This window comes from Stenotrophomonas sp. Steno-Z10-BAI (genome assembly GCF_056393115.1).
Map to the genome: position 1 here is coordinate 283,988 of NZ_JBWJOZ010000004.1, position 15,144 is coordinate 299,131.

At 63.4% G+C, this 15,144-nt stretch carries 28 protein-coding genes and 1 tRNA gene; 18 read left to right on the forward strand and 11 right to left on the reverse strand.

What is annotated here, in order from left to right:
* Nucleotides 1-120: 120 nt before the first annotated feature.
* Nucleotides 121-393, forward strand: coding sequence for a hypothetical protein (locus AC06E9_RS12590; RefSeq protein ID WP_265310040.1), 273 nt, complete (start codon nucleotides 121-123; stop codon nucleotides 391-393).
* Between the two features lie 81 nt (nucleotides 394-474).
* Here AC06E9_RS12590 and AC06E9_RS12595 read toward each other — a convergent pair whose 3' ends face one another.
* Nucleotides 475-1,347 (reverse strand): endonuclease/exonuclease/phosphatase family protein, encoded by an 873-nt coding sequence (locus tag AC06E9_RS12595; RefSeq protein WP_462090848.1) that lies wholly within the window; start codon nucleotides 1,345-1,347, stop codon nucleotides 475-477.
* A 186-nt stretch (nucleotides 1,348-1,533) separates the two neighbouring features.
* Between AC06E9_RS12595 and AC06E9_RS12600 the strand changes: the two genes are divergently transcribed.
* Entirely contained in the window at nucleotides 1,534-2,121 is a 588-nt protein-coding gene (locus AC06E9_RS12600) for a GNAT family N-acetyltransferase (RefSeq protein ID WP_462090847.1), read from the forward strand.
* On the opposite strand, the gene AC06E9_RS12605 is transcribed toward AC06E9_RS12600, so the two are convergent.
* Together AC06E9_RS12605 and AC06E9_RS12610 are read right to left on the reverse strand one after the other, a co-directional pair.
* Nucleotides 2,084-2,752, reverse strand: coding sequence for a hypothetical protein (locus tag AC06E9_RS12605; RefSeq protein ID WP_478056161.1), 669 nt, complete (start codon nucleotides 2,750-2,752; stop codon nucleotides 2,084-2,086). The genes AC06E9_RS12600 and AC06E9_RS12605 overlap by 38 nt on opposite strands.
* A 55-nt stretch (nucleotides 2,753-2,807) precedes the next feature.
* Nucleotides 2,808-3,218: a g-type lysozyme inhibitor gene (locus tag AC06E9_RS12610; RefSeq protein ID WP_478056162.1), complete on the reverse strand. Its 411-nt coding sequence runs from the start codon at nucleotides 3,216-3,218 to the stop codon at nucleotides 2,808-2,810.
* A gap of 270 nt (nucleotides 3,219-3,488) precedes the next feature.
* On the opposite strand from AC06E9_RS12610, the gene AC06E9_RS12615 reads away from it, so the two are divergent.
* Both AC06E9_RS12615 and AC06E9_RS12620 read left to right on the forward strand, forming a co-directional pair.
* On the forward strand, nucleotides 3,489-3,665 hold the full coding sequence (locus AC06E9_RS12615) for a hypothetical protein (protein WP_478056163.1): 177 nt from the start codon (nucleotides 3,489-3,491) through the stop codon (nucleotides 3,663-3,665).
* A 127-nt stretch (nucleotides 3,666-3,792) separates the two neighbouring features.
* Nucleotides 3,793-4,128: a hypothetical protein gene (locus tag AC06E9_RS12620; protein ID WP_226956590.1), complete on the forward strand. Its 336-nt coding sequence runs from the start codon at nucleotides 3,793-3,795 to the stop codon at nucleotides 4,126-4,128.
* 4 nt (nucleotides 4,129-4,132) lie between these two features.
* Here the strand turns inward: AC06E9_RS12620 and AC06E9_RS12625 are convergent, their stop codons facing one another.
* The gene (locus AC06E9_RS12625; RefSeq protein WP_478056164.1) at nucleotides 4,133-4,336 is read right to left on the reverse strand and encodes a hypothetical protein; all 204 of its coding nucleotides are present in this window, start codon (nucleotides 4,334-4,336) and stop codon (nucleotides 4,133-4,135) included.
* 277 nt (nucleotides 4,337-4,613) lie between these two features.
* On the opposite strand from AC06E9_RS12625, the gene AC06E9_RS12630 reads away from it, so the two are divergent.
* The 3 genes from AC06E9_RS12630 to AC06E9_RS12640 are packed head-to-tail and all read left to right on the forward strand — an operon-like array spanning nucleotide 4,614 to nucleotide 7,041.
* Nucleotides 4,614-6,119 carry an MFS transporter gene (locus AC06E9_RS12630; protein WP_478056165.1) on the forward strand — a complete coding sequence of 502 codons (1,506 nt, stop codon included), beginning with the start codon at nucleotides 4,614-4,616 and terminating at the stop codon, nucleotides 6,117-6,119.
* A gap of 3 nt (nucleotides 6,120-6,122) precedes the next feature.
* Complete coding sequence (locus AC06E9_RS12635; protein ID WP_478056166.1) at nucleotides 6,123-6,674, forward strand: TetR/AcrR family transcriptional regulator; 552 nt, start codon at nucleotides 6,123-6,125, stop codon at nucleotides 6,672-6,674.
* Between the two features lie 55 nt (nucleotides 6,675-6,729).
* Complete coding sequence (locus AC06E9_RS12640) at nucleotides 6,730-7,041, forward strand: hypothetical protein (protein ID WP_152151603.1); 312 nt, start codon at nucleotides 6,730-6,732, stop codon at nucleotides 7,039-7,041.
* Nucleotides 7,042-7,180: 139 nt separating this feature from the next.
* Here the strand turns inward: AC06E9_RS12640 and AC06E9_RS12645 are convergent, their stop codons facing one another.
* Nucleotides 7,181-7,456, reverse strand: coding sequence for a helix-turn-helix transcriptional regulator (locus AC06E9_RS12645; RefSeq protein ID WP_478056167.1), 276 nt, complete (start codon nucleotides 7,454-7,456; stop codon nucleotides 7,181-7,183).
* A 91-nt stretch (nucleotides 7,457-7,547) separates the two neighbouring features.
* Between AC06E9_RS12645 and AC06E9_RS12650 the strand changes: the two genes are divergently transcribed.
* Nucleotides 7,548-7,772 carry a hypothetical protein gene (locus tag AC06E9_RS12650; protein ID WP_282259593.1) on the forward strand — a complete coding sequence of 75 codons (225 nt, stop codon included), beginning with the start codon at nucleotides 7,548-7,550 and terminating at the stop codon, nucleotides 7,770-7,772.
* Nucleotides 7,773-7,789: 17 nt separating this feature from the next.
* Here the strand turns inward: AC06E9_RS12650 and AC06E9_RS12655 are convergent, their stop codons facing one another.
* Nucleotides 7,790-7,999 (reverse strand): hypothetical protein, encoded by a 210-nt coding sequence (locus tag AC06E9_RS12655; protein WP_282259595.1) that lies wholly within the window; start codon nucleotides 7,997-7,999, stop codon nucleotides 7,790-7,792.
* Nucleotides 8,000-8,048: 49 nt separating this feature from the next.
* Here AC06E9_RS12655 and AC06E9_RS12660 point away from each other — a divergent pair, with 49 nt between their 5' ends.
* Entirely contained in the window at nucleotides 8,049-8,705 is a 657-nt protein-coding gene (locus tag AC06E9_RS12660) for a hypothetical protein (RefSeq protein WP_478056168.1), read from the forward strand.
* Between the two features lie 10 nt (nucleotides 8,706-8,715).
* Here the strand turns inward: AC06E9_RS12660 and AC06E9_RS12665 are convergent, their stop codons facing one another.
* Nucleotides 8,716-8,862, reverse strand: a complete 147-nt coding sequence (locus tag AC06E9_RS12665; RefSeq protein ID WP_478056169.1) for a hypothetical protein — start codon at nucleotides 8,860-8,862, stop codon at nucleotides 8,716-8,718.
* Between the two features lie 228 nt (nucleotides 8,863-9,090).
* Between AC06E9_RS12665 and AC06E9_RS12670 the strand changes: the two genes are divergently transcribed.
* Complete coding sequence (locus AC06E9_RS12670) at nucleotides 9,091-9,774, forward strand: hypothetical protein (RefSeq protein ID WP_478056170.1); 684 nt, start codon at nucleotides 9,091-9,093, stop codon at nucleotides 9,772-9,774.
* A 17-nt stretch (nucleotides 9,775-9,791) separates the two neighbouring features.
* On the opposite strand, the gene AC06E9_RS12675 is transcribed toward AC06E9_RS12670, so the two are convergent.
* Together AC06E9_RS12675 and AC06E9_RS12680 are read right to left on the reverse strand one after the other, a co-directional pair.
* A complete protein-coding gene (locus AC06E9_RS12675; RefSeq protein WP_478056171.1) occupies nucleotides 9,792-10,052 on the reverse strand; it encodes a hypothetical protein in 261 nt (86 codons plus the stop codon).
* Between the two features lie 232 nt (nucleotides 10,053-10,284).
* Nucleotides 10,285-10,416, reverse strand: coding sequence for a hypothetical protein (locus AC06E9_RS12680; protein WP_478056200.1), 132 nt, complete (start codon nucleotides 10,414-10,416; stop codon nucleotides 10,285-10,287).
* Between AC06E9_RS12680 and AC06E9_RS12685 the strand changes: the two genes are divergently transcribed.
* From AC06E9_RS12685 to AC06E9_RS12695, 3 genes are all read left to right on the forward strand, one after another.
* Nucleotides 10,397-10,666 (forward strand): hypothetical protein, encoded by a 270-nt coding sequence (locus AC06E9_RS12685; RefSeq protein ID WP_478056202.1) that lies wholly within the window; start codon nucleotides 10,397-10,399, stop codon nucleotides 10,664-10,666. The two genes, AC06E9_RS12680 and AC06E9_RS12685, sit on opposite strands and share 20 nt — an antisense overlap.
* A 32-nt stretch (nucleotides 10,667-10,698) precedes the next feature.
* On the forward strand, nucleotides 10,699-10,893 hold the full coding sequence (locus AC06E9_RS12690; protein WP_478056172.1) for a DnaB-like helicase C-terminal domain-containing protein: 195 nt from the start codon (nucleotides 10,699-10,701) through the stop codon (nucleotides 10,891-10,893).
* Nucleotides 10,894-11,067: 174 nt separating this feature from the next.
* Nucleotides 11,068-11,493, forward strand: a complete 426-nt coding sequence (locus AC06E9_RS12695) for a hypothetical protein (protein WP_282259606.1) — start codon at nucleotides 11,068-11,070, stop codon at nucleotides 11,491-11,493.
* A 104-nt stretch (nucleotides 11,494-11,597) separates the two neighbouring features.
* Here AC06E9_RS12695 and AC06E9_RS12700 read toward each other — a convergent pair whose 3' ends face one another.
* Nucleotides 11,598-12,272 (reverse strand): hypothetical protein, encoded by a 675-nt coding sequence (locus tag AC06E9_RS12700; protein ID WP_478056173.1) that lies wholly within the window; start codon nucleotides 12,270-12,272, stop codon nucleotides 11,598-11,600.
* Nucleotides 12,273-12,319: 47 nt separating this feature from the next.
* Between AC06E9_RS12700 and AC06E9_RS12705 the strand changes: the two genes are divergently transcribed.
* Nucleotides 12,320-12,463, forward strand: a complete 144-nt coding sequence (locus AC06E9_RS12705; protein ID WP_478056174.1) for a hypothetical protein — start codon at nucleotides 12,320-12,322, stop codon at nucleotides 12,461-12,463.
* Between the two features lie 2 nt (nucleotides 12,464-12,465).
* Here AC06E9_RS12705 and AC06E9_RS12710 read toward each other — a convergent pair whose 3' ends face one another.
* Nucleotides 12,466-13,104 carry a hypothetical protein gene (locus AC06E9_RS12710; RefSeq protein WP_478056175.1) on the reverse strand — a complete coding sequence of 213 codons (639 nt, stop codon included), beginning with the start codon at nucleotides 13,102-13,104 and terminating at the stop codon, nucleotides 12,466-12,468.
* Between the two features lie 428 nt (nucleotides 13,105-13,532).
* Here AC06E9_RS12710 and AC06E9_RS12715 point away from each other — a divergent pair, with 428 nt between their 5' ends.
* From AC06E9_RS12715 to AC06E9_RS12730, 4 genes are all read left to right on the forward strand, one after another.
* Complete coding sequence (locus AC06E9_RS12715) at nucleotides 13,533-13,769, forward strand: hypothetical protein (protein ID WP_282259616.1); 237 nt, start codon at nucleotides 13,533-13,535, stop codon at nucleotides 13,767-13,769.
* A complete protein-coding gene (locus AC06E9_RS12720; RefSeq protein ID WP_282259618.1) occupies nucleotides 13,759-14,166 on the forward strand; it encodes a hypothetical protein in 408 nt (135 codons plus the stop codon). The genes AC06E9_RS12715 and AC06E9_RS12720 overlap by 11 nt, the downstream gene beginning before the upstream one ends.
* Nucleotides 14,167-14,289: 123 nt before the next feature.
* The gene (locus tag AC06E9_RS12725) at nucleotides 14,290-14,532 is read left to right on the forward strand and encodes a hypothetical protein (RefSeq protein WP_282259619.1); all 243 of its coding nucleotides are present in this window, start codon (nucleotides 14,290-14,292) and stop codon (nucleotides 14,530-14,532) included.
* A 243-nt stretch (nucleotides 14,533-14,775) separates the two neighbouring features.
* Nucleotides 14,776-14,860 (forward strand) — tRNA-Tyr (locus AC06E9_RS12730).
* Nucleotides 14,861-15,144: the final 284 nt, after the last annotated feature.

The following is a 15,144-nucleotide window of genomic DNA, read 5'->3' on the forward strand; positions in this document are numbered from 1 at the left end:
CAGCACGAAAGGCAACAGCCGTCACATCCGCTGCGCAGTGCGTCGCGGTTGACGGCTTTGCCTCTGCACGGTTTCTGCGCACGGTGCTAAAAGCGTGGGTCGTTTTCTGGAGTGGCCCGCATGCAACCCAATCCGTGGCGTCCTGTCCGCCTGCATCTGCACGACCCGGGACCTGCATCCGGCGCGGGACTTTCCCGTGGCGTGATCGCGCTGTTGGTGGTGGCGATCCTTGCGGTGGTCACGGGATTCTGTTGCCTGACCGAAGGTCTATTCGAGATCGGCCTGATCGCCACCGGTGTGTTCATCGCCATCGGCGCGCGGATCTGCCAGGCACGTGAGCAGCACCAAGCGCTGTACCGGCTGCTGCAGCAGATCGATGAGCGGCAGACATGATGCGGTGATGGACGCGCATGGCCGCCGGGCGGCCATGCTGAAGCCGATGGACGGTGCTGTGACCGCCCATCGCGCGTTTCCTTACTTGCCCGTCGTCGTGCCCGCGGGGAACCGGAGTTCCGCCTGCACCGGGTAATGATCCGACGGCAATACGCCACCGGGCTTCTGGTCCAGCGTGCTGAAGCTGTCCACGCTGAAGCCGCGCACCAGGATCCAGTCCAGCTCCACCGTGGGCTTGCCGGTGAAATCATGGAAGGTCAGGCGCGGACCATCGACCTTGGCAGCGAGTTTGCGAGCATCGCCCAGCGCGGCGGTAAAGGCTGTGTAGGTGTCGCTGCCCGGCTCGCTATTGAAATCGCCGGTGACGACCACCGGGATGTCCTTGGGCAGTGCAGCCAGACGGGAGACGATCAGCTTGGCACCGAGCACGCGGCGTGGCTCATCCTCATCGCGGTAGGGCAGGTGGGTGTTGAACAGATAGAAACGCTGGCCGTCGGCCTGACGCTGGAACAGCGCCCAGGTCACCATGCGCGGGAACAGGTTGCCCCAGGTGATGCTGCCCGGCACGTCCGGTGTATCGGAGAGCCAGAAGTCGCCTGACTCGATCACCTTCAGGCGCGTGTTGTCGTACAGCACGCCCATGTGTTCATCGCCACTGCCGCCGCGCCGGTCCCTGCCGAACAGGGTATAGCCGGGCAGGTGCGAGACCAGATAGTCGCCCTGTTTTTTGACCAGTTCCTGGGTGCCGATGACCTCGGGCTTCTGCTCGCGGATCAGCGTGACCATCGCATCGCGGCGGTCTTCCCAGCGCTTGCCCGGATCGGTGTCGGCCGGTGTGCGTACGTTGAACGACATCACCTTCAACGCATCCGGTGCCTGCGCCCAGGCGCTGCCCAGCGGGGCGGCGAGCATCATCAGGGCCAGCAGCGCGGGCCGATGGAAACGAGACAGCATGTGGAATCCCTCCATTCCATGAAAACGTTCCCAAAGGGTCGCATGGAAGGGCGGGGGAAGGATATGCGGGACATGGCGGTTGGTCGGGGGAACAGGCCGGGTCCGGCGTCATGAAGTGTGCGCCTGTACGCTTGTACACGGCGCTGCTGTTCGCTTGAATGGTGCCATGCCTCGCTGGAGAACGCTGTGACCCCGTCGCCTGTTGCCTTGCCCTCCATTGGTCTGCCCGGCGTCTCCCTGCGCTGGTTACGGCCCGAAGACGCCCATGCGTGGTATGCGGTGTTGCGCTTGCCTGAGGTGACCGCCCAGACCAGCTGGTCGCTGTCCTCGGCCGAGGATCTGATGCCGATCCTGGAGGCCTGCGGCGACGATGCATCCGCATCTCAGGTCCGCTTGGGCATCCTTGACGCCCAGGGTGTGCTGGCAGGCAGCATCGGTTTCCACAGTATCAATGCTCAGCATGGAACGGCCGAGATAGCTTACGAGCTTGCGCCGCAGTACTGGCGACGCGGTATCGCCAGTGCCGTGTGCAACGAAGTGGTAGCGTGGGCGTGGAGGCAGTTCGGCTGGCATCGGATCCAGGCTTCGGTACTGGATACCAATGTCGCCTCGGCGGGTGTACTTCGCCGCTGTGGCTTCGAGCATGAGGGGCGGCTTCGCCGGTACCGTCTGGTCGCGGGCGTGTCGCGCGATTTCGACCTCTATTCGCGTCTTCCGGAGGCGCCCACCGACGCACTCAATTCGACAGCAGGATCACGCCGATCGTCATGTTGATCGCAGCGCCGAGTACCAGTACCCACAGGGTCGAGAGGATCGTGTTGAGCCACGAGCGCTGCAGCGCGACCTTCAGCCACCCGGCCTGGACCACCGCATACCACAGCGCGGCGAGCACGCCGACCGCGATGCCCAGCGTGGTCGACAACTGGCCCGGAAGCCGCACGAACACCATGCTGGTGGACAGCGCCACCGCGAACGGCGCGGTCAGGTAGCACTGCATGAAGAACGGGCGTCGCAGCGACTCGCGGGTCATCGGCACGTGCTTGCGACGCAGCAGGTGCGTGGTGGTCACCAGCGGCCAGATCGCGAACGTGATCGAGCGGTACAGCAGCAGGCTCTCTTCATTGCCGAAGATCGAGCGCGACAACGCCCCGGTGCCGACCACCTGCTGGTGCAGCATCAGCTCCACCCCGTGCGCGACCAGCACCGCCAGCATCAGGAACATGGGCGGGCTGATCGCATCGTCGAACTGGCGCTCCAGTTTTTCCTTCAGCTCGGTATCCACGTACTGGGCCATCCGCCGCGGATGCACGATCACGCGGTACAGCGTGCGCGGAAAAAACAGGAACCAGGTGCACAGCTCGTAGAGAAACTCTTCCAGCGACCGCAGCAGTTTGAGGAAGTCCATCCCGGGGTCCTTGCGAGGAAGAAGCCGACAACGCCGAGGATACCCGGGGCAGGGCTCAGCGGATCGCGACCGTCAGGCTGTGCGGTGCTTTTTCATTGCGACGCGCCTGGGCACGCATCTGGTAGACCTGTACGACATAGGTGCCGGTGGTCGGCAGGGTGCCGCTCCAGCGGCGCTTCTCGTTGTTGCTGCCCAGTGCCTCCCCCTGGCCGGGCGTCACGCCGGGCGCAAACACATTGAAGTTGGCATTCGGGCTACCGTCGATGGTCACCGCCATGGTCTGGCCGGCGCGCGCGGCGATCGTGTAGCGGACGGTGTCATAGCCGGACAACGTGCCGCGCACGGTGGCGCTGCTGGCGCCCTTGGTGAAGTGCACGGGGGGGGTGGTGACCTTGTCCGCCGCGGTGGCCAGCATCGGCGTCAGGGCGAGCAGGGTGGTCAACAGCAGCGAGCGGAGCGGCGTCATGGCATGTCCTTGGTGGCCCCGACATGGGTGTTTCGTCTCGAGCATGAGCGCGACCCGATCAAGGGATTGTCGAGGCGCTGTGGTTCACCGCCGACGGGTGATGAACGCAATGTGCTCTATCGGTGTCGCTTTCCAGTGCGTTCTGAATTGTTTACGCAGGTGCCCGGCGCGTGCATGCACAAGCGCCCATCACGCACACATGGGTAACGCCGGCAGGCCTAGCGTGGATTCACCGGCACCGCTTCGATGCCGAACACCGGAGATACGGCAATGGCCAACACCCCGAACCCGCAGCAGGGTCAGAATGATCCGCAGCGCAACGCCCCGCAGCAGGGTCAGCAGGAGCAGCAGGATCAGCGCGATCGCGATGCCCAGAAGCAGCAGCAACAGCAGGACCAGAATCAGCAGGGTCAGCGCTCGGGCCAGCAGAGCGATCAGGAAGAATAAAACGGGTCCGTACGCACCGTGGCCCGGCCGGGTGGGCCGGGCCGTTTGTGTTGCGGCCAGCGAGAAAGCATCGCGTGTTCCTGAACGTCTTCGGGCACCCGCCCGGCTGACCGACTACCATGCCCGCATGAGCATCCCCGTACCGGACAGCAGCGTGCCGCGCCTGCTGGGTTTCGACGTCCCGACATTGCAGACCATTGTCGATCACGGCGCGGATGAGGCCATTGTGGCCATGCTTGATGTTGTGCCCGATGCCCACTGGCTGGCGCTGTTCGACGAACGCGTGGCCGCGCTCAAGGGCGAACTCGGCCTGGCTGGGGTCGAACTGGACGGCACCTCGATTCTGTTCTTCGGCTCCATCGCGGACAGCCGCCGCCTGGCGACTGCCGTGTCGGCCCTGATCAATGCCATCAACATGGAAGTGGCCGGTCACACCGATCCGTTCCAGCCGACGGCGCCGTAGCCCCTCACGAATCGATACGGCACGCGCGCAGCAGCGCGCTGTCACTCATGCCCGCATCTGCCGTGCGATACGGAGCCGGGCAGGAGCCGCGGATCTCGGTCACCCACATCACCATCATGCCGACGATGCGATGGGCCTCGGCAGGCCATTGCGCGATCAGTCGATCGTGGATCGCGTCATACACCGCCCAGCGCTCAGCGGCTGACATCCCGCCTGTCCAGCACTGCGCCAACTCGGCCTGCGCCAGCCGAAAAGCCTCTTTCTGTCCGTCCATAGCGTTCCCCGAACACAGTCCATACCGGACAGGCGCCCGCCTGCCCGGGTGAGCCCCCTGCAATGAGGTAAACGCAGTTGGGGCGGCGCAGCGGCCAGCGCGCAGTGCGCACACGGTGCGTCGCCGCAGGCTGAACGCGTCGGCGGTACACGGGCCAAACAAAACAGGACGTCCTGTATAGTTACGATTCCGTTGCCCCTCCTGACGCCCCATGACCCCGACCAAGACCCAGCGCTGGAGCCTGCTGCTCACCGTTGCCGCCGGCCTGTTGCTGATCACGCTCGACAACTCGGTGCTCTACACCGCCTTGCCCACGCTGACCAAGGAACTGGGTGCGACCCCGCTGCAGGGCCTGTGGATCATCAACGCCTATCCCCTGGTGATGGCTGGCCTGCTGCTGGGTGCCGGTACCCTCGGCGATCGCCTGGGGCACCGCCGCATGTTCCTGATCGGCTTGGCGATCTTCGGCATCGCCTCGCTGCTGGCCGCGTTCGCGCCGGACGCCAATCTGCTGATCGCCGCGCGCGCGCTGTTGGCCGTGGGCGCGGCGGCGATGATGCCCGCCACGCTGGCGCTGATCAGCCTGACCTTTGAAGACGAGCGCGAGCGCAACCTGGCCATCGCCGTGTGGGGCTGCATTTCCATCGTCGGCGCGGCCCTCGGCCCGATCGTCGGTGGCGTGCTGCTGGCGCACTTCTGGTGGGGCGCGGTGTTTCTGATCAATGTGCCGATCGTGCTGCTGGCCATGGTCGGGGCCGTGCTGTTCGCGCCGCACGGGCGGCCTGATGCAAGCAAGCCATGGGACCTGATCTCCTCGCTGCTCAGTTTGATCGCCTTGTCCGGCCTTGTGGTGGCGATCAAGGAGGTCGCGCATGCGCCGCCGAACGGGCTGCTCGCAGCCGGTGCGGCGCTGGTATTCGTGGTGGGGCTGGTGCTGTTCCTGCGCCGCCAGCGCCGCCTGCCGTATCCGATGCTCGACGTGGCCATCTTCCGCAATGCGCCGTTCCTGGCCGGTGTGCTCTCTGCGGCGTTTGCGATGTTCGCGATCGCCGGCCTGCAGTTGCTGACCACCCAGCGCTTTCAGCTGGTCGCCGACTACACCCCCTTGCAGGCGGGCCTGCTGGTGTCCGTGGTGGCGATCGGGTGCCTGCCCAGCGCCATTTTCGGTGGCATGTTCCTTCACCGCGTCGGGCTGCTGCCGCTGATCACCGGTGGGCTGGGCGCAGGCACCGCGGGCGTGCTGCTGGTGGCGATGACGTTCGGCAGCGACCTCGGCTGGACCATCGCCGGGCTGCTGCTCACCGGGCTGGGCATGGGCGCCACCATCTCCGTGGCCTCCACTGCGATCATCGGCAACGTGCCCCCGCACCGCGCCGGCATGGCCTCCTCGGTGGAGGAGGTGTCCTATGAATTCGGCAGCCTGTTCGCGGTCTCCCTGCTGGGCAGCCTGATCGCTGCGCTGTACTCGGCCACCGTGACGCTGCCGGACGGTGTGGACGCTGCGGCGGGCGAGAGCATCCAGCAGGCGTTCGCACTGGCCGCGCAGCCCGGTGCCGATGCAGGCTGGCTACGTGCTGCCGCCAGCGCCTACGATGCCAGCTATGTCTGGATACTGTATGTGATCGCCGCCGTGCTGCTGGTTGGCACCGTCACCACCGGCGTGCTGTTGCGCCGCCATGGCCCCGGCACGGCCACCACCGTCTCCCACGCCCACTGACCCATGCGCCCGAGTAACCGAACCAACATCCTCGATGCCGCCGTCCGCGTGATCGAACGCGACGGCATCACAGCGCTCACTTTCGAAGCCGTCGCTGCCGAATCCGGCATCGCCCGGGGCGGGTTGCTGTATCACTTCCCCTCGCGTGATGCGTTGCTGCAGGGCATCCACCAGCACTTGGCCGGCGTGTGGGAGGCGAGCATGATCGATGCCGCGGGCAAACCTGCCGACGAGGCGGAGACCACTGAGCGCTACCAGGCCTACGCGCTCACCTGCGCGCAGACGGCCACCCGGGCCGAACTGCAGCTGATGTTCGACGCGGCCGCCACCGACGAGAACATGCAGCCGTGGACCGATGTGGTCGAACGCTGGTCGCCGCCCACGCCGCAGGACCTGAGCGACCCGGCTGCGCTGGACCTGTTCATCGCCAAGCTCGCCGCCGACGGCATGTGGGTGTTCGAAGCGCTGTCGCGCTCGCGGCTGGCGCCGAAGGTGCGGCAGGCCATCGCCGACCGGCTGGCGCAGATGATTGCGGCCGCCTCAAAGACAGCGTGATGCCTGCCATGCGGGTACCCTTGGCGGTTCACTTCTTGAACGACGGGAACGCCTGATGGATTACCAGCTTGTGATCAAGTTCTGGCGAAAGTCGCTGGACGACGAGGCCTTTCTGGCCACGCTGGAGGCCGAGCTGACCAACGCGCTCGGCAAGGCCGCCACGCTGGACGGTTACGACGTCAGCGCGAAAGAGATCAACCTTTTCATGTTCACCGCGGATCCGCGCCCGACGTTCCGGAAGACCAAGGATGTGCTGGAGGCGATGGGCGTGCTGCACAGCGTGTCCGCGGCGTACCGGCTGGTGGGCGGTGCGCAGTTCACCTCGGTGTGGCCGCTGCGGATGGCGCGGAAGTTTACGTTGCCGTGAGGGGGTGAGCGTCTGCGTCGGATGCGGAAGACGGGCACAAAAAAGGCCGGGACCTTCGATTTCTCTAGGGTTCCAGCCTTTGATGCACCGTCGAAACGGCTAATTGGTGGAGGTGGGCTCTGCCTTCCACCGTCGAGCTTTATGCGGCAAGGGGCGGAGCGCCGGAAGCGGGGTCTGTACCCCCAGCCGTACCCCTAGTTTCGTTTGCATGATCGCGCTCCGAAACGCGCTCTGAAATCCACGCCTCGACCTCGGATTCCACCCACCGAACCGAGCTCCCCAAGGTGACCGGTTTCGGGAACGATCCGACCGAAATGCGCGAATAGAGGGTCGATTTCGACAGGCCGACCCGGTCCTGGACCTCGCTTCTGCGGAGCAGGCGGCGCGGGGTGAACGGTTGCACGTTGCTGGTCATCTGATCTCCTTCGCATTAATGTGTGGCTGATTTGCTTTGCAGTGCAGTTTGTCTACCATCGGCCATCCTCCAGAGAATGGACGTCACGAACATGGACCGAGAGCTCGACGGCTACAAACTGTGGTCTGGTTCCGAAAAGATGGGGGTTGCCGCCAAGTGGGTCGGAACAATCACGGTGACGAACCGGGCGGGGGAGGCATACGTTCATGCCCTTGATGAAGCTGCGTCTGACGACCCGATCGCAGCCGCCAATTACGCCGACGAACGCCTGAGAGAGGTCAAAGCAGTCGGTCCTGACTTCGAGATCGAGTTCTAGGCAGACTCCACCCAGGCTCATAAAGCACCGCGGATTAGGTTGGCCATCACCTTCACGGCTTCATCCATGTCGCCGGCGGCGAGGTGGTGCAGGGCCAAGCCCCGCGCCTGCCATAGGCGAACGGTCTTAGGCCCTGCTTTGGCCAGATCCACGCCGGACATACCGGCAAGCTCAAGGGCGGCTCGCCTGAGCGCATCGCCGAAGGTGATCTTAGGACCGTCAGCCATTGGTAACCTCCATGGCACAATGCCGCCGCACCCATATGGAGATGGTCCGATGATCGCTGCAGAAGTGATGGTTCCTTGCATTTCCTGGGCACCGACCTGTCGCCTTGACTGGGCAGCACTCTCCGCGGTCGCGACCTTCATCGCTGTCGTGGTCGCGTTGTTGGTGGGCATTCTTCCTGTGGCGTTGAACTACCATTCGCGGAGAGGGCAAGCCAAATTGCTGGGTATGGTTGCCGTCGATGACCTCCTCGTGCAGGAGCTTCATCTCCGGGCAGCTGTTCGAGTGCCGACCACGGCGAACAAAGTTGTTACCTCTTGGGAATACGAGCAGGTCAATAAGTGCGTTCAGATGCTCAATCCACGATCCGCGGTGGAATTGATTGCATTCAGTGAATTTGTTCCGCCAAAGGTCCGGACTGCGATTGCTCAGGCTGTGTCCAGTGTCGCAGCTGCGGAGCAACGGCGAGGCTTTCTTCTGGTTCCTGAGGCGGGCGTTATATACAACCTTGCTGGCGATGTTGCTTGGTACGAAGAGGTATGCGAGAGCTTGCTTGGACTGCGCAAAGAACTCTGCAAATGGCTGAACCTTAAGGTGGAAGATGAATCGAAAGGCGGCATAAGGCTTGCCGAGATACTTCGTTTGACTGCGGGTCAGGACCGACAAGCTTGGGTGGACGCCCAAAAAAAGGCGTCCCCCGTCGGTTAGCGAATTCGGTTTAGCCACGGTCCACCTCCCGCGGCAACAGCTTCTGCTGCTGCACGTTTTCAATCACGGTCTCGCCGCTAGGAAGCAGGTTGTGCGACAGGAACGCCGCCTCGAAGGTCAGTATGCCGATCTCAATCGCGGTGAGCTGGCCTTTCACTCAGTCCCGCAGGATCGAGTAGACGGTCACGCTGCCGACTTTCAGGGCTCTGGCCTCGTGGTCGGCGTGGGGGGGGGCTCGGATGCGCGGGCCGTGGGGATGCTCGCGCAACCAGGCTGCGTCGCAGCCCTTGGGCGACTGCGGCGGCAAAAGGCGCGCTCCAGCGCATAGGCACGGTCGTTGGGATGGATGCAGTCACGGCAGAATACGCTCCAACAGGGAGGGGTTATGGGAATCGAGTTCTGTCCGCTTGCGGACGAAGTGGGAAACTTGGCCGATTGGATGGCCGTCGCCGTGGGCGGACTCGCCACGCTGGCGACGACAGTGGTTGCAGTCATGGCTTACAAGACCTCTGAACGAGCAGCCGGAATCGCAGAAGAAGCGAAACGGATCGCGGAGCAGCAACATGGCGAGGCGGTACAGGCCCGAGAGGCTCACGCTCGGATCATCGGTCGTCTTCTGCTTCACGAGGTCACGGCACTTGAAGCACGAGTGACTTATTACGCGCAGACGCTCAAAAGTGTGATCGACGACTCCGGCGAGAAGACGACCAACTGGCGCCGTGTAGCGACAGCGATTACTCCACTAATGGATTCTCTTCTCCCAAGCGCGGAAAGCATGCAGGAGCATCTGCACAATCTCCGAGATAGCTTGGGTGCCGACGCCGCCACAGTTATCAGTCTCAGCCGGGACATTAACCAGCTGGCCACCCATATTGTCGAAAGTGTTCATACGGCCCCGCCCATCGCGTCTGGGTTTGCAACGACGTTCAGCTATAGCGGTCGACCCCACGCCCTTAAATCCCTTCAAGAGCTGCTCCAATTCACAGCAGAACTTGCACCCGGCTTCATTTCGGAGTTCCGGGTAGAGGTTCTAGGCACGGCGGCAGAAGGCGCCTCGAACCTCAGATGATCTGAAGGCGGGTTTGATTACGCCCCCAGCCCCAATGCCACCAAATCGATCCAATCCACCTGGTCGCGCAGGCGGTGGCAGGAGGCGCGCAGCGCGATCGCCATGTCCCGAGGGGTGTCGCGGCGGTAGAAGTTCAGGCCGATGAAGTGCAGGGCGCCGGCGTGGTCGCGGCGGAACAGGCGGTACACGACGATGCCGGGCGGGCCCATGCGGAACCTGCCCCAGGAGAAGCCGGTGTTCTTCGTCGGCGAGCGGCGGACAACGGGGCGGCGGCTCACGGCTTGCCTGCCTTCGCGGACTTCCGCCGCTCCGCGCCACCCTCGACCACCTGCCGGCGGCTGATGCCCTTCTCGTTGATGCCGGTGTTACCGACTACCTGGACCTTGCCGCCGGTCTTTCGGAAGACAGCGACTTAGGCGGCCAGCTGCTCTGCCTCGGCGTCCTTCTGCCGCGCGGTGGGGGCGTCTAACACGGTCTGTGCGTGGATGCTGGTCAGGCTGCTGCTCCTTCTCAGATTTCGACAACCCAGCGCAGGTCCTCATCGCTCATCCAGCCGATGTGGCAGTCACGGTGGGGCAGGCCCAACCGCTTTCCGGGCCAGGCGTGCGCCTGCTTTTGCTTCATGGACCTCGATTCCCACATCGGGTCGAACGCTGCGTGCGCGTCGATCTTCAGCCGCCGCGTTACATCGGTGGCCCGCGCATATCTACAAGCGCTGCCGCTGGTGATCGACGATTGCGGCTTGCTGTCCGTGGACGCGCTGGCTCCCCGTGGGTCGCGCATGCACGCCAAGGTGGCGGGCAGCCTGGTTGTGGACTATCTGCAGCCGCTCACTGGCAAGGCCAAGTCCGAGAGCCGCACGGCGGACGTGTATACATCTCGCGGCAGCTGAAGCGGCTGGCCAAGGATCTAAACTGCCCGGTGATGGCGCTGTCCCACCTCAATCGTGGGTTGGAGACGAAGACCGACAAGCGCCCCGGCATGGCCAATCTGCGCGAGTCGGGCGCCATCGAGCAGGACGCCGACGTGGTCGCCTCCCTTTACCGGGACGACTACTACACCAAGGATGCCTGCGGCGCCCCGGGGATCTCCGAACTGATCGTGGCGAAGAACCGCTAGGGCGAGACAGCCACCTGCCACCTACAGCACCGACTGCAGTGCAGCTCCTTCCACGACTACACCGGGACGCCACCCAACTACACGGCCAAGGCGATCGCGGCCGCCGCCGGGGGAGAGGACGAGTTCGATCTGCCGCTGCCGTAGCAGCCGCGATCGAGCAGCCGGAGACGATGAATGAACACGACCGCGCTGGCCAAGGCAAAGAGGAAGCTGCGCAACAGGGATATGAACATTGAGGTGCGGCAGTTGGTGGATCCGGAAACTTGCGAGCTGATCGGTGCCCTAGTGCCGGCGCACCCGGTGGACCAGCTGTCGCTGCGCGAGCGCAAGTTCGGCACCGGCCTGCTGCTGCGCGCGACGCTGCGCCAAGACCGTAATCCGATGCTCTACCGCAAAGCGCACGTCCTCTCCGGCTGGCTGGCAGACAACGTCGAGATGTTCACGGGCCTGTCCCAGCAAGATGCCCTGAAGAAGCTGCAGGAGGAGTCCGGCATCGGCTGCGAGGCCGTCGAGTGTGACCTGCCTGGCATCGGGAGGCTGGCCCGCACCGAGACCGAGTCGCTGAACTTAGTCGACATGGACGAGGGCCGCTGGAACTAACTGTGGGACGGCCGTAACGGCGACGGCTGCATGCCCGCAGAGAGACGTGAAGCTGTGGAATCCATCATTCGAAAGACGGCAGGTCATTAATGGCGCTTCTGCATTCAACGGCTGCTGAGAATTGCTGTAAGTGCTATCCGGGCTTTTGCAACTTTAGCCAATGCATGCCCAAAGCTCTTCGAGACATCGTCGGGTTCCTTCATTTCTTCCTGGAGTACATTCTCATGGTCTCGGTACTCGCCGCCGTTTCGGTAATAGTCACTGAAGTACGAGACCTCTCTTCTCAGGTCATTCACAGCAACAATCACAGATCGAATCTCATTGCCGGCACGGGATACCTCGTGCATCTGCAGGAGCATCTCGGTAATGCCATCAGGGATCGTGAGGAGTTCAATGATGTCCTCTTCGCCGAAAGGATTTCGCATCCAGCGCCGCTGCGCAGCAAGGATTTGCCCTCGGATCTGATCGACCTGCGGCAGCATAACGAAAGCATAGCTCTGTGCTCTCGCTGCTCGATCCTCCATCCGCTCCGTCCTGTCGCGCAAATCTCGCTCACGGAGGTCAGCTCGCGCTTGGACAGCAAGCCGCCACGGAACAACTATGGCGACGACAATTGCTAAGATGCTACCGATCGCCTGGACCCAAGCCGGCAAATCGCCGGTGGGCTTGATCTTGCTCGGTGGATGGCCGCTCAACAATGCCCACACAAGAAACGCGCCTGCGGCGAATGCCATGATGGCTACAACGGTCGAATCTCTGTCGTTACGTCCTTGCTTCATAAGTGCTCCCTTCCTATGTCGCCGATTCTAACGTCAGGGCGCGTGGCATGAAGCGCAGACGCTCAACTGGAAACCCGACCATCGCCCAGCGGCAGCGAATGGACGCCATCGCCGAGCGCGGCGACATCATGCTCGATTGCGTGCGCGCAGAGTTCTGGGACATGGCCGTGCAGAACCGGAGGGCAGCGTGAATTCAATGCTTGTCCTTACGGATGCGACGGTCAGGACGACCGCAGGTAGCCGCCAGCTCTTCGGCAAGGTTCTGCGCGAGCTCGATAGTGTTATCGCAATCCCTTCTGATCTGCCGGCGAAGCTCCGGGCCGAAAGATCGTTTGTGGATTGCATGCATGCCTTGTTGAAGCCAGTACAGGCTCGCAACGAAACGGTTCGCAAGCTCGCCAGTTCCGTCGAGCAAGTGGAAGGAAGAGTGGAACTTATCCAAGGTGCTTGGAGCATCGAACGCGTTCTCGGGGATCGAACCTTTGAGCCAATCAACCGTTCTTCCTTCCTCTACGGATTCCTTGAGAAAACTCGCCCTGCGACGAAGCGCGTCGATCGTAGGCTGGATCGCGCCTGCGGTAATGACCTGCTGAGACCTTTTTTCCTTCTCACGAGCTTTCTTGTCCGACCACCGCTGCATTGCCGGGATTGCGATAGCGACAAAAATTGCAATGATGCTGCCGATTGCCTGGACCCACGCCGCGCCTTGCTCGACGGTGAGTTCGGGCCAAGCCCCGTCGTTCGTTGTGAGCGCCCACGAAAGCAACGCCCCGGCTCCAAACGTCATGACAGCAACGATAATCCAGTCGCGGTCTGTGCGTCCTTGTGTCATTCGTTACCTCCTGTGGTTTTGCGGATTCTACCGCTCGGGTGGCGCCGATGAGGACCAAAAAGTCCAAGGCGCTCACCGCAGCGGAGGAACGCCATGTCCGGAGCGGTGAAGCTGCTGGCCTGCAGTGTCTGCGATGGTCCAGCCCCTAGCGATGCCCATCACATAAAGCAGGGCCGGCACTTCACCGTGGCGCTTTGCAAGGACTGCCATCAGGGTAGCAACAATGGCTGGCATGGCGAGAAGTTCATGTGGCGCATCCATAAAGATGGACGAGCTGGCCGCACTCGACGTAGCTCTGTCCCGGCTGCAGCTGAAGGAGGCCGCCCGATGATTCACCTCACACTGCTATATCCCATCAGCGCAAACCGCTACTGGGCGACCCGCGTGATCAAGCGGAAGGGTGCCACGTTCTCGACCGCGATGATTATGTGACTCCCGAGGCAGAGCGGTACAAGCGCGACGGCAACCTGCGGCTGCGCAAGCGGTACCGGCTTCAACTGCGCCGGCATGGCCGGTGCTGGGCCTGCCAGTTCCGTCAGCAGGGCACCGACGGCTACCACTGCAAGGCCTTCACCGCGCGGCAAGGCAGCTGCGACACCGACGGGCGCTTGCCCGTGTTCCGATTCGACGCTGCTGTACTCGAGGGCTTGCGCGATGCGCAATGACGATCCGCTGACCGAACGACTACGCCGCTGGGGCCACGCCCAGGTGAACCGTTTCGCGCTGAGCCGCGCCGACCGGAGCGTGCACGTCCTGGACAAGGTTCGGGACCATGCACCGCTGACGCGGGAGCTGGTGGGCAGGGATGTGGCGGGGCGGAGGCGTTTCATGGCTGCACGCTCAGGTGTCGAGGGGATGAGCATGCTGCCGATGTGGGCCGTCAGCCCCATCCGTTCCGCCAACGGCGCTGATCACCCCCACGACAACCCGGAGATTGCGGTGGACACCGGCACGCCCGACGAACTTCGCTGGGTCAATCGCGCCGTGGCGTCGATGCACCGGCAGTACCCGCTGCGGGCACTGATCCTGCGGACCGAGTTCACGGTGTCAACCAGGCGGTGAAGGCCCGAATGGTGGCCGAGCAGTAAGGCGGGGAGCTGTCCATCTGGCAGTACCGCCGCGAGCTGCAGCGCGGGGTAGACTTCATGGGCGGCAGGATCGCCGCATGACACAGTGGAGCGCATGGTGAATTTCGGATGGATCGATGACGTACCGGAAGGTGAGTGGCAACAGCACGACGACCGCAAGACGTTGAAGCTGATCCTCCCTGATTTTCTTAAGCGTTCGGGTCTGCCTCGGGATGCGAACTGGCGGCCATTGTTTAACGCTTGGGCAGACGAGCATCCGAAGGGATATCGAGCGACCGGCATCGATGTGAACTTGGGTGGTGGCGATCCCCACGTCTACATCAACGATTATTGTTCTTGAAAATTTGCACAGATAGATGCAATAAATGCGCGATTGTCAGGAATTGACCATCAAGCCCCGGCCCTGCGCTGGGGCTTCTGCGTTTCCGGGACCCCTACACCGATCGACCGCCGTGCGACCAGGCCCACCATCCTCGCCGTGAGGCGACAGGGGTCGGCACATCCATTCTCAGGCGGAAACTGGGCTGCGTCCATGACCCCGGGCCAATCTGCCTATTCAGCGGTGGTGATCGGCTCTAAATGCGGGGTGAATTGCCAGATGGGCTCTGGGCCGGATTGTAAATCCGGCGTCTACGACTCGCGTGTTTCGACTCCACGTCATCCCACCACCTTTGCCCGGCTCCTCGCCAGACCGACCTCAGATCAGGAGGAGCTGGACCGCGGGCCGGGCGACTTATTCCGATGACCGCGCGGGCTAGCTGCCGCGCCGGGAGCCAGCCCGATTCCAGACGCGGGCGCGCTGGCGCGTGCGCGGCGCCGAGAGAGCAAGGGATCATGGTGGGCACGCGCATCACCGATCAGATCATCGCCGCCTTCGCCGAGGACACGATCTCCGCTGGCATGTGGGTGGAACGGAGGCCCTGAACGTCGAGCATTATCCAGGGTCCGCAGC

What these genes read in the sequence shown, in the direction of transcription:
- AC06E9_RS12640 (WP_152151603.1), top strand. Translation starts at nt 6,730, where the DNA reads ATGGATTACCAGCTTGTGATCAAGTTCTGGCGAAAGTCGCTGGACGAC.
- AC06E9_RS12680 (WP_478056200.1), bottom strand. Translation starts at nt 10,416, where the DNA reads ATGTGGGAATCGAGGTCCATGAAGCAAAAGCAGGCGCACGCCTGGCCC.
- AC06E9_RS12615 (WP_478056163.1), top strand. Translation starts at nt 3,489, where the DNA reads ATGGCCAACACCCCGAACCCGCAGCAGGGTCAGAATGATCCGCAGCGC.
- AC06E9_RS12645 (WP_478056167.1), bottom strand. Translation starts at nt 7,456, where the DNA reads ATGACCAGCAACGTGCAACCGTTCACCCCGCGCCGCCTGCTCCGCAGA.
- AC06E9_RS12690 (WP_478056172.1), top strand. Translation starts at nt 10,699, where the DNA reads ATGGCGCTGTCCCACCTCAATCGTGGGTTGGAGACGAAGACCGACAAG.
- AC06E9_RS12685 (WP_478056202.1), top strand. Translation starts at nt 10,397, where the DNA reads ATGGACCTCGATTCCCACATCGGGTCGAACGCTGCGTGCGCGTCGATC.
- AC06E9_RS12590 (WP_265310040.1), top strand. Translation starts at nt 121, where the DNA reads ATGCAACCCAATCCGTGGCGTCCTGTCCGCCTGCATCTGCACGACCCG.
- AC06E9_RS12655 (WP_282259595.1), bottom strand. Translation starts at nt 7,999, where the DNA reads ATGGCTGACGGTCCTAAGATCACCTTCGGCGATGCGCTCAGGCGAGCC.
- AC06E9_RS12695 (WP_282259606.1), top strand. Translation starts at nt 11,068, where the DNA reads ATGAACACGACCGCGCTGGCCAAGGCAAAGAGGAAGCTGCGCAACAGG.
- AC06E9_RS12660 (WP_478056168.1), top strand. Translation starts at nt 8,049, where the DNA reads ATGATCGCTGCAGAAGTGATGGTTCCTTGCATTTCCTGGGCACCGACC.
- AC06E9_RS12625 (WP_478056164.1), bottom strand. Translation starts at nt 4,336, where the DNA reads ATGTCAGCCGCTGAGCGCTGGGCGGTGTATGACGCGATCCACGATCGA.
- AC06E9_RS12720 (WP_282259618.1), top strand. Translation starts at nt 13,759, where the DNA reads ATGCGCAATGACGATCCGCTGACCGAACGACTACGCCGCTGGGGCCAC.
- AC06E9_RS12620 (WP_226956590.1), top strand. Translation starts at nt 3,793, where the DNA reads ATGAGCATCCCCGTACCGGACAGCAGCGTGCCGCGCCTGCTGGGTTTC.
- AC06E9_RS12635 (WP_478056166.1), top strand. Translation starts at nt 6,123, where the DNA reads ATGCGCCCGAGTAACCGAACCAACATCCTCGATGCCGCCGTCCGCGTG.
- AC06E9_RS12605 (WP_478056161.1), bottom strand. Translation starts at nt 2,752, where the DNA reads ATGGACTTCCTCAAACTGCTGCGGTCGCTGGAAGAGTTTCTCTACGAG.
- AC06E9_RS12670 (WP_478056170.1), top strand. Translation starts at nt 9,091, where the DNA reads ATGGGAATCGAGTTCTGTCCGCTTGCGGACGAAGTGGGAAACTTGGCC.
- AC06E9_RS12630 (WP_478056165.1), top strand. Translation starts at nt 4,614, where the DNA reads ATGACCCCGACCAAGACCCAGCGCTGGAGCCTGCTGCTCACCGTTGCC.
- AC06E9_RS12700 (WP_478056173.1), bottom strand. Translation starts at nt 12,272, where the DNA reads ATGAAGCAAGGACGTAACGACAGAGATTCGACCGTTGTAGCCATCATG.
- AC06E9_RS12610 (WP_478056162.1), bottom strand. Translation starts at nt 3,218, where the DNA reads ATGACGCCGCTCCGCTCGCTGCTGTTGACCACCCTGCTCGCCCTGACG.
- AC06E9_RS12595 (WP_462090848.1), bottom strand. Translation starts at nt 1,347, where the DNA reads ATGCTGTCTCGTTTCCATCGGCCCGCGCTGCTGGCCCTGATGATGCTC.
- AC06E9_RS12705 (WP_478056174.1), top strand. Translation starts at nt 12,320, where the DNA reads ATGAAGCGCAGACGCTCAACTGGAAACCCGACCATCGCCCAGCGGCAG.
- AC06E9_RS12650 (WP_282259593.1), top strand. Translation starts at nt 7,548, where the DNA reads ATGGACCGAGAGCTCGACGGCTACAAACTGTGGTCTGGTTCCGAAAAG.
- AC06E9_RS12710 (WP_478056175.1), bottom strand. Translation starts at nt 13,104, where the DNA reads ATGACACAAGGACGCACAGACCGCGACTGGATTATCGTTGCTGTCATG.